This is a genomic window from Auritidibacter sp. NML100628 (genome assembly GCF_003185985.1).
GTDB lineage: Bacteria > Actinomycetota > Actinomycetes > Actinomycetales > Micrococcaceae > Auritidibacter > Auritidibacter ignavus.
This window is the reverse complement of the sequence record NZ_QHLP01000006.1, coordinates 17199-32103: the sequence shown is the minus strand read 5'-3', so window position 1 is coordinate 32103 and position 14905 is coordinate 17199. Positions and strand designations below refer to the sequence as shown.

General features: G+C 61.0%; 10 protein-coding genes. 7 read left to right on the top strand and 3 right to left on the bottom strand.

Features of this window, described 5'->3' with window-relative positions; genetic code table 11:
* From DCC24_RS05810 to DCC24_RS05800, 3 genes are read left to right on the top strand one after another with little or no spacing between them, the layout of a single operon-like run.
* Entirely contained in the window at window positions 1-786 is a 786-nt protein-coding gene (locus DCC24_RS05810; protein WP_110098981.1) for a 2-oxo-hepta-3-ene-1,7-dioate hydratase, read from the top strand.
* The gene (locus tag DCC24_RS05805; RefSeq protein ID WP_110098980.1) at window positions 771-1628 is read left to right on the top strand and encodes an HpcH/HpaI aldolase/citrate lyase family protein; all 858 of its coding nucleotides are present in this window, start codon (window positions 771-773) and stop codon (window positions 1626-1628) included. The genes DCC24_RS05810 and DCC24_RS05805 overlap by 16 nt, the downstream gene beginning before the upstream one ends.
* Window positions 1625-2602: a helix-turn-helix domain-containing protein gene (locus DCC24_RS05800; RefSeq protein WP_233487907.1), complete on the top strand. Its 978-nt coding sequence runs from the start codon at window positions 1625-1627 to the stop codon at window positions 2600-2602. Before DCC24_RS05805 ends, DCC24_RS05800 begins: the two co-directional genes overlap by 4 nt.
* Here the strand turns inward: DCC24_RS05800 and DCC24_RS05795 are convergent.
* Entirely contained in the window at window positions 2583-3917 is a 1335-nt protein-coding gene (locus DCC24_RS05795; protein ID WP_110098979.1) for an NAD(P)/FAD-dependent oxidoreductase, read from the bottom strand. The two genes, DCC24_RS05800 and DCC24_RS05795, sit on opposite strands and share 20 nt — an antisense overlap.
* On the bottom strand, window positions 3910-5379 hold the full coding sequence (locus DCC24_RS05790; RefSeq protein WP_110098978.1) for an APC family permease: 1470 nt from the start codon (window positions 5377-5379) through the stop codon (window positions 3910-3912). The genes DCC24_RS05795 and DCC24_RS05790 overlap by 8 nt, the downstream gene beginning before the upstream one ends.
* 175 nt (window positions 5380-5554) lie before the next feature.
* Between DCC24_RS05790 and DCC24_RS05785 the strand changes: the two genes are divergently transcribed.
* Window positions 5555-6970: an aldehyde dehydrogenase family protein gene (locus tag DCC24_RS05785; protein WP_110099069.1), complete on the top strand. Its 1416-nt coding sequence runs from the start codon at window positions 5555-5557 to the stop codon at window positions 6968-6970.
* 147 nt (window positions 6971-7117) lie between these two features.
* The gene (locus DCC24_RS05780; RefSeq protein ID WP_110098977.1) at window positions 7118-8938 is read left to right on the top strand and encodes an alkaline phosphatase; all 1821 of its coding nucleotides are present in this window, start codon (window positions 7118-7120) and stop codon (window positions 8936-8938) included.
* A 73-nt stretch (window positions 8939-9011) separates the two neighbouring features.
* Here DCC24_RS05780 and DCC24_RS05775 read toward each other — a convergent pair whose 3' ends face one another.
* Complete coding sequence (locus DCC24_RS05775) at window positions 9012-9857, bottom strand: CoA transferase (protein WP_110098976.1); 846 nt, start codon at window positions 9855-9857, stop codon at window positions 9012-9014.
* A gap of 113 nt (window positions 9858-9970) precedes the next feature.
* On the opposite strand from DCC24_RS05775, the gene DCC24_RS05770 reads away from it, so the two are divergent.
* Both DCC24_RS05770 and DCC24_RS12185 read left to right on the top strand, forming a co-directional pair.
* A complete protein-coding gene (locus tag DCC24_RS05770) occupies window positions 9971-11080 on the top strand; it encodes an alcohol dehydrogenase catalytic domain-containing protein (protein ID WP_110098975.1) in 1110 nt (369 codons plus the stop codon).
* Window positions 11081-11227: 147 nt separating this feature from the next.
* Window positions 11228-14551 carry an isopeptide-forming domain-containing fimbrial protein gene (locus DCC24_RS12185; RefSeq protein WP_199446234.1) on the top strand — a complete coding sequence of 1108 codons (3324 nt, stop codon included), beginning with the start codon at window positions 11228-11230 and terminating at the stop codon, window positions 14549-14551.
* Window positions 14552-14905 lie beyond the last annotated feature (354 nt).

The window sequence follows — 14905 nt, the reverse complement described above, 5'->3', positions numbered from 1 at the left end:
ATGTTGGATCACCAGACCCACACTGCGATCGCCGATGAACTCCACCGGGCCAACCGAGACCGCACCCCGGTCCCGCTACTGACCGCCCGATACCCGGACATGGTGATTGAAGACTCCTACGCCATTCAAAAAATCTGGGCCGAACGCCAGGTCGAAGCCGGCCGCCACCCGGTCGGACACAAGATCGGGCTGACCTCCAAGGCCATGCAGGACGCCACCGGCATCGACGAGCCCGACTACGGGGTGATCTTCGATGATCAGGTCTTCGACTCCGGCCATGTCTACCAGTGGGAGAACTACACCCACCCGCGCATTGAAATGGAATTGGCCTTCGTGCTCCACCAGGACCTCGAAGGCCCCGGCGTGACCCTCTTCGATGTGCTGCGAGCCACCGAATACGTGGTGCCGGCTCTGGAAGTGCTCGACTCTCGGATCGAGATGCAGGGCCGTACGATTATCGACACCATCTCCGATAACGCCGCACTGGGTTCGATGGTCATCGGTGGCCGGCCGGTCTCCCCGGATGCGGTGGACCTACGCTGGGTGGCCGGCGCACTGTGGCGCAACCACGAAATTATCGAAACCGGGGTCGCCTCCGGCGTGTTGAACCACCCCGGCAATGGCGTGCACTGGCTGGCCAACCGGATTGCTGGCCACGGCGACCACCTGGCCGCTGGAGAAATGATTCTCGCCGGATCCTTCACCCGCCCGATGTGGGTCTACCAGAACGACACGGTCTATGCCGATTACGGTGCATTGGGAGTCGTGACATGTCACTTCGCGTAAAACAACTCCTCGCCCAAGACCCCGCCACCAGTGGCCTATTGCCCGGGGCACTACCGAGCCTGCGGGATCTATTCCCCGCCCAGAGCGGCAAACCCGACCAGCACGGCCCCATCGTCGGGATCTTCGTCTCTTCCGGTGACGCCGGGGTGGCCGAAATCTGCGCCGGGGCCGGATTCGATTACCTACTCATCGACGGCGAACACTCTCCGCTGAGTCTAGAATCCATCCAGTCCCAGCTGCGCGCCATCGCTGGTTATCCGGTGCTCTCGGTGGTCCGGGTACCACATAACGACCCGGTGTTGATCAAGCAATACCTGGATCTGGGCGTGCAATCACTGATTGTGCCCATGGTCGACACCCCCGACCAAGCCCGGGCGGCTGCTTCGGCGGTGGCCTACCCGCCGGACGGGGTCCGTGGCCTCGGCTCGGCCCTGGCCCGCTCGGGTCGCTGGTCCCGGATCCCCGACTACTTGGCGCGGGCCCGCCACACCCTGACCCTGTTGGTCCAGATCGAATCCCACACCGCGGTCAACCACGCCGCTGAGATTCTGGCCACCGACGGTGTTGACGGAGTCTTCATCGGCCCCTCGGATCTCTCCGCCTCGATGGGGCTGCTGGGCCGTCAGACCCACCCGGAGGTCATCGCCGCCGTCACGCAGGTCATCGCCCAGGCGAACGCGGCCGGCAAGATTGTGGGCGTCAACGCGTTCCACGCCGATCAGGCTCGCGACTACGTGGCCGCCGGGGCCGACTTCGTCAACGTCTCCGCCGATGTGGCGATCCTGGCCCGCGGAACCGAGAAGCTGGTGGCAGAGTGGGGGATCGAACAGGAAGCGCCGTGACTGTCGCACCTGATCACCGGTTCGGCGCCTGTCAGCATCCGGGGCCACACAAGCACTTGAGCCTGGCCCAGTGGACCGAGGCCATCTCCCACAGCTTCCACAACCTGACCATCACCGCAGACGACCCGCAGGCGTTTCGGGCCGGGCGCCGGCAGGCGCTACTGGGAGAGATCCTGCTGGTGGATATGGCCACCGACGCCCACCGGGTGTGCCAGCCGCACGTTGTGCCCGAAAACACCCAACCGGCCATGTGTAAGCTTTCGTTGCAGATCGAGGGACAATCCCAGCTGACCCAGGACTGCCGGACCACAGTGCTGGCCCCCGGGGATTTGGCCCTGTACGTCACCCACCGGCCCTATGAGCTGGTCTTCGACCGGCCCCAGCGCTCGCTGGTGATGCAGTTCCCCCAAGAGTATCTGCACCTGGTGCAAGAACAGGTTTCTCTGGTCACCGCCACACCGGTCAGTCGCGAACACGGACTGGGTCGGGTGGTGGTGCCACTATTTGAAAACCTGGTGAACAACCTGCAGATCCTGCATACCCCCAGCGCGCTGTCGCTGGTGCGTTCATCCTTGCAGATGCTGGTCACCATCCTGTTGGAGGCCTCCAAGGCCCAAGGACGTGACACCAGTGAGAATCCGCTGTTTCATCTCGCCACCGCCTATATCGAAGACCACCTGGGGGATGCGGAGCTGGGGCCACAACGCATTGCCGAGTACTTCTACGTCTCCGTCCGCCAGCTCTATACCCGCTTCGCCGAGCACGGCACCACGGTCAGCACCATGATTCGCGACCTGCGGTTGCACCGGATCCGCGACGATCTCGCCGATCCGGTGCATGCCTCCGAGACCGTGCAACAGATCAGTACCCGCTATGGGATTCACGACGCCTCGCAGGTCTCCAAGCTGTTCAAACAGGCCTTTGGCGAATCGCCCTCGGCCTACCGGGCCCGGGTTAAGAACCCAGGTGCGTGATCAGCTTCCGGGCGGTGGTCAGTCCCGACTCCAGGGCCCCGTCCACGCACACCCCGCGCCAGCCACGAGCCAACTCAGAGCCGGCAAAGACCACCGGGGGCTCGAGCCGTTCGAAGTGGTGCCAGGCATCGGTGAACTGCCCGGTGCGTAACGTGCCCCAGGCTTGGCCCGACCACGGGTCGTTCTGCCAGTCGTGACCGGTAGACTCCACCACCTCGAGGTCATCGCGCCAGTAGTCGAGAATCCGCTGGGCATCAGCGGTGGACTCCAGATCCACGGCGGAGGCCTCCGGGCCGAAGCCGACCAGGATGGTATCGCCTTCGGGGGTGAAGTATTCGGAGCGGATACAGGCCATCGGCGCCGGGTAGGGCGCATAGGCCAGTAGCTTGTGTCGGCCCTTGACCTTGAACCAGATTTTCGCCCCCGAGGTGTTCCACCCCTGCTCGATGGTCGCGGTGATCGTCTCGGGTAGCTCAGGGGTGAAACGGATGGTGCGCAACGCACCCGCCGGGACGGTGACGATCACCGCGCTGGCCTCGCGCACCTCACCGGTGGCCAGCGTGACACGGGCGCTGTGCCCGTCGTGGTCGACGGCGGTGACCGGAGTGTTGAGCTGAATCGGGCAACTCAGCTCGGCAGCCATCGGCTCGTAGAGGCCTTTCATGCCGTTGACTAGCTTGTACTTCAGGGTGATGTCATCCAGTAGTCTCAATCGGTGATCCGAGAGTGCGACCCAGTGTTTGGCCATCAGCGCCGACCCAGTGTGGGGCGAGCCCACGTACCCGGCCGACCAGTAGGCATCGACCAGATCGATCTGCTCCTGAGTGAAATTCCCGCTGGCCCGCACTGCGTCCAACACCGAGGCTTGGTCATCGGCCAGGAACTGCTCGCGCAACTCCGCGGGCCCGTCGAAATCCTCCGAGAGGATCCAGAGCGGATCGTAGGGGTGAGGGAAGTACTGCTCTGAGCGAGCAAAGATCTCGGCCATCGGGGGCTGAATCGTCCGATCCAGATCCTGTAGGGTGCCCTGATGCGTGGTGTCTTGCGAATTCCAGTACACCAGTTCGGGCTCCGGTGAGGCGACAATCGGTTGCTGGTAGCGGGTGATCTCCTGCCACACATGGGCTTGGAACCAGTGCACCCACGTCGCGCCGAGCTCAATCGCGCGCCCCATGCGCTCATCGGTCCAGGCTCGTCCACCGACCCGGTCGCGGGCCTCGACGATCTCGCACGAGATCCCGGCGGACTCTAATTCGCGGGCGGCACGCAATCCAGCGAAACCGGCCCCAATAATCACAACGTGTGGTTCAGTCATGGTGTTCCTTTCCGACGGTGACAAGTTCGGCTGGTGCGCCCGGCACGGCCTCGGGTTCGCGACGTCGTAGCACCTCGCCCCAGAGCAACCCGAGCACTCCGGAGCCGAGAATGATGCCGGGCATGATGAAGATCAGCGAGGAGCCTTCCTCAGCGTCGATCATCACATCGAAATTGGCCAAGATCAGGATGAACACCACCGCCAGCCCGAGGGCTGCTAGGGCCGGGGCGATGACGCGCACCCAGAGCCCGTAGCCGTGGGGGTGGCGGATAAACCAGGCCATGATCGCCACGGAGGTGACCGCTAAGAGGAAGACGAGTCCGAAAGCTGCGGCATTGGTCAACCAGGTGAATAGCGTGATGACCGGAAACAGCGGGCCGAGTTCGTGGCCGGTGCCGGCGATGGCGAAGCCGATCACGACCACCACGGCCAGGGCTGACTGGGTGAGAGATCCGGCCAGCGGGGCGCCGGTGCCGGTGGTGGCTGCCAGCTGACGAGGTAGTACCCCGGAGCGGCCGAGGGAGAAAAAGTAGCGGGCGGCGGCATTATGGAAGGCCAACAGTACGGCAATCAGGCTGGTGACGAACAGGATCGAGGCGAATTGGCCCAGCACGGGGCTGGTCTCGCTGAGCCACACGAAGACCAGATCGGGGCCGAGCTCGGCAGAACGCTCGACCACCTGCGAGGGGCCAATACCAATACCGAAGGCCCACGCGGAGAACGCGTAGAAGATCGCGATGGTGATCAGTGCGATGTAGGTGGCTCCGGCCACGGTGCGACGGGGGTCGGTGACCTCTTCGGAGTAGATCGCACCAGACTCAAAGCCCATAAAGGCCGCAATCCCAAAGGCCAGCAGCACGCCGATACCGGGGGCAAAGAACTGATCGGGGGCAAAGGCATCAGCGGCGGCTCCCTCAGGTGCCACCGCAAGTGCCAGCACATCGATGATGATCACGACCAGGAACTCCAACGCGACGACCACGCCCAGCACCTTGGCGGATAGATCGATGGAGTTGATGCCCAGAATTGCGACCAGGGCCCAACAGAGCAGGGCCATCAGCCACCAGGACACCTCCAGGCCGGTGAGTTCTCGTAGCAGATTGGAGGAAGCAAACCCTACCAGACCGTAGAGCCCGATTTGCATCATGTTGTAGGAGACCAGTGCCAGAATAGCGGCTGCAATACCTTGGCGGAGCCCCAGCCCGGCTGAGACATAGGCATAAAACGCTCCGGCATTGTGCAGGTGTCGGCTCATCGCGGCGAATCCCACCGCAAAGACGACCAGTAACAATCCGAGCACGATATAGGTTTGTGGCACACCCAGCATGCCGGAGACCGCGTAGTTAGTTGGGATCCCGCCAGCCATCACCGTCAGTGGGGCGGAGGCGGCAATGATCACCAAGACCAGGGACACGGTACCGATCCGTCGGGGCGCGGGGGTGGTGTGGGTCGTGGTTGTCATGATCTGTCCTTCACTGGAAACTAGGTCTCTCTAGTGTGAGCCAGATCACTTGAAGTGTCTTGTCGATTCCTGCACAACGCTTGGGCGCCAGCGCAGTGCAGTGTTGAGTGTGACTCACGTCTCATGTGTCGGGGTTAGGGTGTGGAGTAACAACATTCTGATGAAGGGACAAGAGATGACTGCCGATCTCACCACATATCAAGGATTGCTAGAAGCTGTCACCGTCGATGGTGGCGTGGAGGTTAAAGACCCGGCCACCGCCGAGGTAATCGGCTCGACCGGACAGGCGAGCGTCGATGACGTTGACGCCGCCGTACAGCGGGCCAAGCGGGCTCAGCCAGCATGGGCTGCGCTGGGTGGTGACAAGCGGTCCGAGTATCTGAACCGTGTCGCCGATGCGGTCGAAGCCAGCGCTGAGGCTCTTGCCGAATTGCTCAGCCGTGAGGTGGGCAAGCCGTTGAACGGCCCGAACGCTCGTTTCGAAGTGGGAGCGGTTGCGGGATGGCTCCGCGCCACCGCGTCCTTCGAGCTCAATGACGAGGTGCTCGTGGACGATGAGTCCGGCACCGCAGTGCTGAGCTATCGACCCGTCGGTGTGGTGGGTGCGGTGGGCCCCTGGAACTGGCCGATGATGATCTCCACCTGGCAGTTCGGCGCCGCACTCAAAATGGGCAACACGGTGGTTCTCAAGCCCTCCGAATACACTCCGTTATCCGTCCAGGCATTGGTGGCCGTGGTCAACCAGGTCCTACCTGAGGCGGTGCTCCAGGTGGTGGCCGGGGGCGGCGAGATCGGCGCGGCGCTGACGGAGCACCAGGACGTGGACAAGGTGATGTTTACCGGTTCGACCCGCACCGGCCAGGCCATTATGCGCTCGGCCGCGACGGACCTGAAGCGCCTGACCCTGGAGCTGGGCGGTAATGACGCCGGCATCATGTTGGACGACGCCGATCCGAAGGCGCTGGCTGAAGAGTTGTTCTGGGGTGCCTTCATTAACACCGGACAGACGTGTGCGGCCATGAAGCGGCTCTATGTTCCCGAGGCTTTGTACGACCAGGTTGTCGACGAGCTAGCCCAACAAGCCAGCAACGTTGCTATGGGTGTGGGTCTGGAGGAGCATAACGTGCTGGGCCCATTGCAGAACCAACAGCAGTACGACATCGTTGCCGATCTGGTCAACAAAGCCCGCGAGGGCGGGGCCCGGATGGTGACCGGTGGGAACCCCGATCCCGACCAGGCGGGGTACTTCTATCCCGCAACTATTGTGGCCGATATCGATCAGTCCAATCCGCTGGTACAAGAAGAACAGTTCGGCCCGGTGTTGCCGGTCATCCGCTACACGGACCTAGACCAGGCCATTGCGTGGGCTAATGAGCTCAACGTCGGTCTGGGTTCCTCGGTCTGGAGTAGTGATCGACAGCGGGCACTGACGGTTGCCGATCGGCTTCAGGCCGGTACCACCTGGATCAATCAGCACGGTGCGATAGATCCGCGGGTGCCATTCGGTGGCATTAAGAAATCTGGATTCGGCCTCGAGTTTGGGGTGGAAGGCCTCAAGCACGTCGCGGTGCCAAAGGTTACGAAATACTAAATCTGTGGCCCTCTGACGCCGGGCCGCGATCGCTCATTCCCCAGGTCCCGGCCCTGTTTGCTGTATGTTTACTGAATCGTTATAAACCTTGAAAAAGAGATTAACGATATATCTTTGTGGCCTTCGTAGCGTGGAGCGCAGTGCCGAATGCTGTTCGGTACCGTTTTTCTCAACCACGACGAAGAGGACTCGTTAATAATGCGTATTTTCCGCTCCACGTGCGGCCGCATCGCCTTGGGTGCTGCTGCAACGGTGGCAACCGCATCGCTGGTAGCCCCCTCCGCCACGGCGCAAGAAACCGCTAACGCCCCCGAGGCCGCCCAGGCCCCGAAGAACATCATCCTGCTCATCGGTGATGGTATGGGTTATAACCACGTCGACTCCGCCAGCTTGTTTGAAAATGGTGAGTCGAACTGGCAGATCTCCGTTGATCCCGAGAACGATCAGCAACAACACCAGTCAGACTACGGTGACAACCCCCAGCAGTCGTACGAAGAGTTCGACCTGCAGATTGGCATGTCCCACCACTCGCTGGATTCACCGGTCTACGATCCCGAAGCCGCCTGGGCTGACTTTGACTGGGTGAAGAACAACCCGACCGACTCCGCTGCCTCCGGTACCGCTCTGGCGTCCGGTCACAAGACCCACAACGGCTCCCTGGGCGTTGATGATGACGGCGAACCAGTCGAAAACTTCGCTGAGTACGCTGCGGAGAAGGGTCTGGCCACCGGTGTGGTCTCCTCGGTTCCCTTCGGCCACGCCACCCCGGCCTCCTGGGGTGCACACGTTGCCGATCGTGGTGAAAACCACGCCATCGCCGAGCAGATGATCAACGGTGAGCTGGACGTCATTATCGGTGCCGGTCACCCGCTCTACGATGTGGACGGTCAGGAGCGCGAGGCCAACTGGAAGTGGCTGACCGAGGAACAGTACACCGACCTGCAGGAGGGCAACACCGACTTCACCTTCCTGGAGACCACCGCTGAGCTGAAGGACGTGGCCAACGGTAACAACGTTCCGGAGTCCCTATTCGGCCTGGTGCCGGTGGCAGAAACCCTGCAGTTTGACCGCACCGCCCTGGCTGAGGCTGAGCCTCGTCGTGACAACGGCCGTGTGGACGGCGTTCCCCTGGAAGAGGGTCAGTCCCCGCTGCCCGGTGAAATCGCTAAGAACGACGTGCCGACCCTGGCTGAACTGACCGACGCTGCCCTGAACGTTCTGGAGCAGAACGACGAGGGCTTCTTCACCATGATCGAAGGCGGCGCCATTGACTGGGCCGGTCACGCTAACGCCACCACCGGTAACCTCGAAGAGCAGATCGAATTCAACGACGCTGTGGATACCGTCGTGAACTGGGTTGAGGAAAACTCCAGCTGGGATGAGACCCTGGTGATGGTGACCGCTGACCACGAGACCGGCTTCCTCTCCGGCCCCGGTGCAGGTACCGCCTGGACTCAGATCACCGGTGAAGCTGGCCAGCTTCCCGTTGACGGCTGGTACTCCGGTGACCACACTCAGGCTCTGGTGCCGTTCTTCGCACACGGTGCTGGCGCTGACTCCGTGCTGAACTACGTTCAGGGTGAAGACCCGGTTCGCGGTCAGTACATCGACAACACCGATGTGGCTAAGCTCAGCTTCGACCTGCTCTCCGGCGAAGCCGCCCCCGGTCCCGGTGCTGGCGACGATGACGAAGAAGCCCCTGGCTCCGATGACGACGACGCTCAGACCCCCGGGTCTGACGACGAAGACGGCACCGCCGGTTCCGATGAGGACGAAGAGGGCACCGCTGGCGCCGGTACCGAAGACGGCGTTGCCGGCTCCGGCGACGATGTTGCCGCTGGTGACTCCGAGCAGTCCGGTAGCCTGGCTGACACAGGTACCAGCGTGGCCATCATTGCCCTGCTGATTGCTGGTGCTTTGCTGGTTGCTGGTGTGACCCTGATGGTGCTGCGGAAGAAGACCGCCTAAGCGTCACAAGCTCACCAACCTTTCAGGGGCCTACCCGCCAGGTAGGCCCCTGAGTCGTGTTGATGGTGAGTGATTAATGATCGGTGCTAACCACCGGTTCAAACGGCAGATCGTGCTCGCGAGCAAAAGCCACCCACTCGGCGTTGGTGCGTGAGGCGAACTGAGTGGCCAACTCTTCGGCTGTTGATCCCAAGAGCTCGGCGGTGCGTTGGGCGAAATGTGGTTCCAGACTCGCCACCGCCAACACACCGTCAGCGGTGTCATACATCCGATAGAACGGATTGCCACCTCCCAACGGTGCGCCCGGGGTGGTCATCCCGTAGCGGGCCGGAGCGGCTGCCCACTCGGCAGCCTGGTCCAGCACCACCCGTTGCACCGTGCCCTCGGTGATCTCCGGATGATTTCGCAACAAGTTCAGGCCAGCTAAAGCCGCCGTCGCGCCGCGTTCGCCACCGAGTAAATCGCCACCCAGAATCTGTGGCATGGCTGGTGGTACGAGCGAGCCGTGCCGGGCCTGATAGGTGAGATCATGGCCGGGCTCATTCTCTCGGTCACCGTCGAAACCCACGATCTCCACGTGCACCAGATTAAACTGTCGTACCACCTGGTCCAAGCCCAATTTGGCCACGGCAGCCGGCCGAATCGAGGTGATCAACACCTGCGCGGTGGCCGCGATCTCGAGCAGCTGACCCCGGCCCGCGTCGGTCTTCAGATCAGCTTGGACGATCTGCATCCCCGCGGTGAGCTCGGCGTAGTAGTCGGGAACGAACTGGCGCAACGGATCACCGGCTGGATTCTCCAGTTTAATGACGGTTGCGCCCAGGTCTCGGAGTCGAGCTGCCGCCAAGGGCCCAGGCAGATTGATGGCTGTGGAGACAACCGTGATGTTGTCGAGTGGCTTGAGTGAGGTCTGTGTCACACTCAGTACTCTAATGGATCTGAGCGTCACCGAAAATGGCTGTCCGCGGACTCTTGTCGCCGGTGGTTCGCTCTGCTTGACTGAGGGCACAACCACTATTGAGGAGGCAGTTCGTGCAGATCACCGGTGCAGTTTTGGAAGAGATTGGTCGGGACCGGCCCTACGGCGAGTCCCAACCCATTGTGGTGCAAGAACTCGAGCTGTCCGAGCCCGGAGGGTCTGAACTATTGGTGCGTATGGAAGCAGCCGGGGTCTGCCACTCTGATCTATCCGTGGTCAATGGGTCTCGCGTCCGACCGGTGCCGATGCTCTTAGGCCACGAGGCTGCCGGCATCGTGGAGAAAGTCGGAGACGAGGTGACCGATATCGAGGTCGGTCAGCGCGTGGTGATGACTTTCCTGCCCCGGTGCGGAGAGTGCAAGAACTGTCAGACTGACGGAAAATTGCCCTGTTCGGTAGGGTCAGCAACCAATAATGACGGAACCCTCATCTCCGGACAGCGCCATCTCTCGCGCGATGGTCAGACGGTCGAGCACCATCTAGGTGTCTCCGGATTTGCCACCCACGCCGTGGTGGACCGCCGCTCAGTCGTACCGGTGGGTGATGACGTTCCGGCCGAAATCGCAGCGGTCTTTGGATGCGCCGTGCTGACCGGTGGTGGCGCCCTGCTCAACGCTGTTGCCCCCGAGGCCGGCGAGTCGGTGATGATCGTCGGGCTGGGCGGGGTCGGCATGGCAGCACTGTTGACTGCAGTAGCCGAAGGAATTGACCGCATTATCGCTGTCGATATGTCCGAAGAAAAGCTCGAGCAGGCCCGCCAGCTGGGCGCCCACGAGACCTACACTTCCGAAGAAGTCAAAGACCAAGGCATCACCGCAGACCATACCCTGGAATGCGCCGGTCACCCCAGCGCCTTCGAACTCGCATTCTCTGCCACCAACCCCGGCGGTCGGACGGTGACCGCAGGGCTCCCCTCCCCGGATGCCACCTCCACCATCACCCCGCTGACTTTGACCAGCGAAGTACGTACCGTGATGGGCTCCTACCTGGGATCTTCGGTGCCATCCCGAGACATTCCGCGGTTCGAAAAGCTGTGGCGGGAGGGAAAACTTCCCGTTGAAAAGCTCATCACCCGCCATATTCGCCTTGACGAGATCAATGATGCGATGGATCAGCTCGCTGACGGAGCTGCGGTGCGTCAGATCATCGATTTCTCAGGCTGACTTGCCGGCTCAGAAGGGTAGTAATTAACCTCACAGGTGTTCGGTGGTGCGTCGTGTATATTCAGTAGCCACGCGCGCACTTACTCGCTAGTATATAAACGATCATCGCTCATCACCCCTGGTCAGGGGCTTATCGAAGGAACGCCTGTGCCCATCCGCTTACGCCTGCGCTTCAGCGCGATATTTTTGACTGCCCTTGCCCTGGTTGCCGGGCTGGTTCTTCCCTCGGCCCTCCCGGCTGAGGCTGAGACCGGTCAGACTAAGGCCTATGAATTTACCGGAAACTGGATTGACCAGCCGGAGGCTTTGGAGTCCGGGGTTGGGGTTGTCGGGGCCCAGTGGCGACTCGATATCAACGACTCGGCCGCTGCTCCGGGTAATGCCAATGTTGATGGCAACGTTCTTGAAGTGACCCTGGAGAACGCGGTGTTTACCGATACGCCGGAGACCTGCGAGTCAGCGGAGTTGTCGGAGGATCGCCGCTCCGTGACGTGTGATCTGGGTGAACGCGCTCAGGGTACCGCCGAGGTTGCTTTCACCGGTGTGCTGGCTGATGGCCCGGCCGGTTCCTTCGTGACTGCGACTGGTACGTTCCGGGGCCACGAGGTCAAGCTCCCCGAGATCCCGATTATCAAAAACTTCGGTATGACCGCAAAATTCGATGGTGGTCACCCACAGTCGCTGATTGCCACCAATACCAGGTATCAGAACATCAACTTCCCCTTCTCGATTTCTCACGCTCAGCAGACCGCCAACGGCCCGGACTCGGTGACCTACAGGCTAGACATTCGCTACGTCGACCAGAATGGGAGAATGGTCGCTACTGTCGATCCTCGCCAGACGAGCTGTTCGGCCAATGACCGTATCCAGTCCGGTTACCCGTTCTCGGATGGTCAGCACGCCGAAAACCAGTCCACGCATTTTCCCGACTGCACCCTGAGAAAAACCGGGGACACCACCTTCGAGCTCACCCTCAGCGACCTGAACTACGACAACGGGCCTCGTTTGGACTCCAACGGTCAGCCTCTCCCGGTCGGTTGGGATGTGATCACCGCCGGTAATATTCACCTTCAGGTGCCATATAACCAGCAGGCACGGGGCGGTACGGTGCGGCTCAAAGCAGAGCCCCAGACCTACACCTCGGTTGAGGGAGAAACCTACGAGGACACCTTAGATAATAAGACCAACGCCATTCCGGTCGTGCGCGGTGCGTTTACCGGAGGGTGGGTTCTCGGTGCCCAGCGCCCCAACGCTTACCCAGGCTCTCCCTGGACAAATACGTACCGCGTACCAGCCGGCGCTACCGTGACCTCGGTCGCGGCCACCACGCCAACCACGAGCCAGAATTCAAAAGCGCACAATTGGGTCTGCACGACTTTCGACACTGAGTATGTAGAGTTTCAAGACGCACGTGTGTCATTGAAACGGGAGGCGCAACCTACCTATATTTATGATGACTCGTACGAGGGAGATATTTGGTACTACACCGGTGACATGGTTGACGCCTGGACCGGGGAGCCGGTAGATCCCAATTTCTTCAACTGTGGTACCGAGGCCAAGAGGAGCGATCCTGCTCACGGCAACCCGCCAGGCTGGTCAACTGAGAAGCCCGATGACCTCTCCACGGTCAAGGCCGTGAAGGTTGAACTTCGCCCAGAGCTCTTGGCCGAAACAACACACGAGAGATCAGTGGTCTACCTGGTTTCGGAGCTAAAGCTGAAACCGAGTGCGAAGCCCGGTCAAGACGTTTATACCTGGGCTTACTCTCTGGAACAAGGTCGTAACGAGTGGCGAGCCGATCGGATCCAGAACAATCTTGATTATTATGACCGCTCGATGAATCCTGATCTCGCAGAGCCACACAACACCTTGACGCCGGAGGGCTGGCGCTACCCGTACTCCGGGCCAGGACGTGATGCTCTTCTGGTCGTCGGGTCGTTCCCGTTGGTGGAGAACCTCATTGAGAATACCGAATACAAACCAGGTGACGCTGCGAAGTACACGGTGCGTTATGGTTTGGAATCCAACTTGGCTGAACCGGACACTGACCAGGTCGTGGTGAAAAACACCTTGGCGAAGGGCATGGAATACGTCCCCGGGACCGCGCAAGCGAGGACTGGAGCTGCGGTGGGCGAGCCGGAGGTGAGTACGAATGACGATGGCCAGCAGGTACTGACCTGGACCATCGATAACGTGCTACCCAACGACGAACTGGGTGAGATAGTCTTTGAGGCCACGGTGCCTGACGATGCCGAACCGGGTGCGGTTTTCGTGAATAAAGCCACAGCCACGTCCCAGGAAGTCACGGTTGACGATAGCGTGCAGTTCGTGGTCCCGCGCTCTGGACACACCTCGATTGTGAAGGATACCGAGCAGGCCACCTTGGACCTGCCGAAGGCTGATGACCCGGATCAGGACGTCACCGCCTGGTGGGATGTAAAGGTCACTTCCGAAGACCCGAACACCTCCTCGTTTGTGGACGTCATCGACTCATTGCCGTATGACGGTGATGGTAGGGGGACCTCAACCGATGCCCAGTTGAAGTTGGCTTCGGTAGACGCTCCCCAGGGTGCGACTGTTTACTACACGACGGTTGATCCCGCTGAGCTGGACGAAGATCCGGGAGCTGAGGTCAACGGTGGTGCTGGTACTCCGTCGGATATTTGGTCCACCGAGTTTACTGAGGATGCCACGGCTGTGCGTGTGATTACCGGTGAGCTGGCGCCCGGAAAGACGCTTTCCTTCCGGGTCAACCTTTCGGTGATCGGTGGTAAGAATGGCGATATTCTGGTGAATAAAGCGGTTGGACGTGCAGAGAGTACCCAGTTACGGATGCGTACGTCCTCGCCTGTGACGTTCGTTGGTGCTGAGGAGCCCTCGCCGTCGCCAAGTGAGCCGACTGAGCCGTCGCCAAGTGAGCCTTCTCCTACGGAGCCCACTCCTACGGAACCGTCTGAGCCGTCTCCGAGTGAGCCTTCGCCTACGGAGCCTTCGCCTACGGAGCCTTCGCCGACTGAGCCGAGCCCCAGCGAACCGACTCCGAGTGAACCCTCTCCTACGGAACCGTCTGAGCCGACTCCGAGTGAGTCTTCGCCAAGTGAGCCGACTGAGCCGAGCCCCAGTGAACCGACTCCGAGTGAGTCTTCGCCAAGTGAGCCGACTGAGCCGAGCCCCAGTGAACCGACTCCGAGTGAGCCTTCTCCTAGTGAGACGCAGCCAGGTTCTTCTGAGCCTTCGAGTCCGGAGCCTAGTGGCTCGGCGTCGACTCCTACGTCTACCCCGGAAGAGCCGGGCGTGACTGAGTCTTCCACTGCTGGTCAGCCAGGTGCGACGCCTGATCAGCCTTCGTATCGTGAGGACGGTGATTTGGCCAGCACTGGTAGTGCAGCGCTGAGTATTGTTATGGGTGCTGTGGCGTTGATTGGTCTGGGCCTTGTGCTTACGGTCGTTCGACGGCAACGTCATAGCTAACTAGCTGACTGACTGGTTAGTCGCACGGCGGCGAACTCCACCGCGGGTTCGTCGCCGTTCTGCGTTTCAGCACTCTATTCCAGCGACTTGCCCCTAGCGTTCTCCGCAACGGTCAACGAGCTGACAACAGGAGGCGTCGGTAAGACCGGCTCTACGTGTTGTTTCAGCTGGTGGCGTCGCCTGGTGTCAAATACGTATGTGGTGTCTAACACTAGTGTTCAGTGTTTTTTCAGCCTCTACTCAAAGTGCATTCAAATTAAATCCGGAGTTCACACAGAGTTCGTTCGCTTTCTCCATAATCGAGACGGTGCGTTTCTATTGCGCGCTTTCTTATGCTCGTAGACCTGTTAACTC

Excerpts from the sequence above, each read along its gene's own strand:
- DCC24_RS05810 (WP_110098981.1), top strand. The coding sequence starts at position 1 with ATGTTGGATCACCAGACCCACACTGCGATCGCCGATGAACTCCACCGG.
- DCC24_RS05805 (WP_110098980.1), top strand. The coding sequence starts at position 771 with ATGTCACTTCGCGTAAAACAACTCCTCGCCCAAGACCCCGCCACCAGT.
- DCC24_RS05795 (WP_110098979.1), bottom strand. The coding sequence starts at position 3,917 with ATGACTGAACCACACGTTGTGATTATTGGGGCCGGTTTCGCTGGATTG.
- DCC24_RS05790 (WP_110098978.1), bottom strand. The coding sequence starts at position 5,379 with ATGACAACCACGACCCACACCACCCCCGCGCCCCGACGGATCGGTACC.
- DCC24_RS05785 (WP_110099069.1), top strand. The coding sequence starts at position 5,555 with ATGACTGCCGATCTCACCACATATCAAGGATTGCTAGAAGCTGTCACC.
- DCC24_RS05780 (WP_110098977.1), top strand. The coding sequence starts at position 7,118 with ATGCTGTTCGGTACCGTTTTTCTCAACCACGACGAAGAGGACTCGTTA.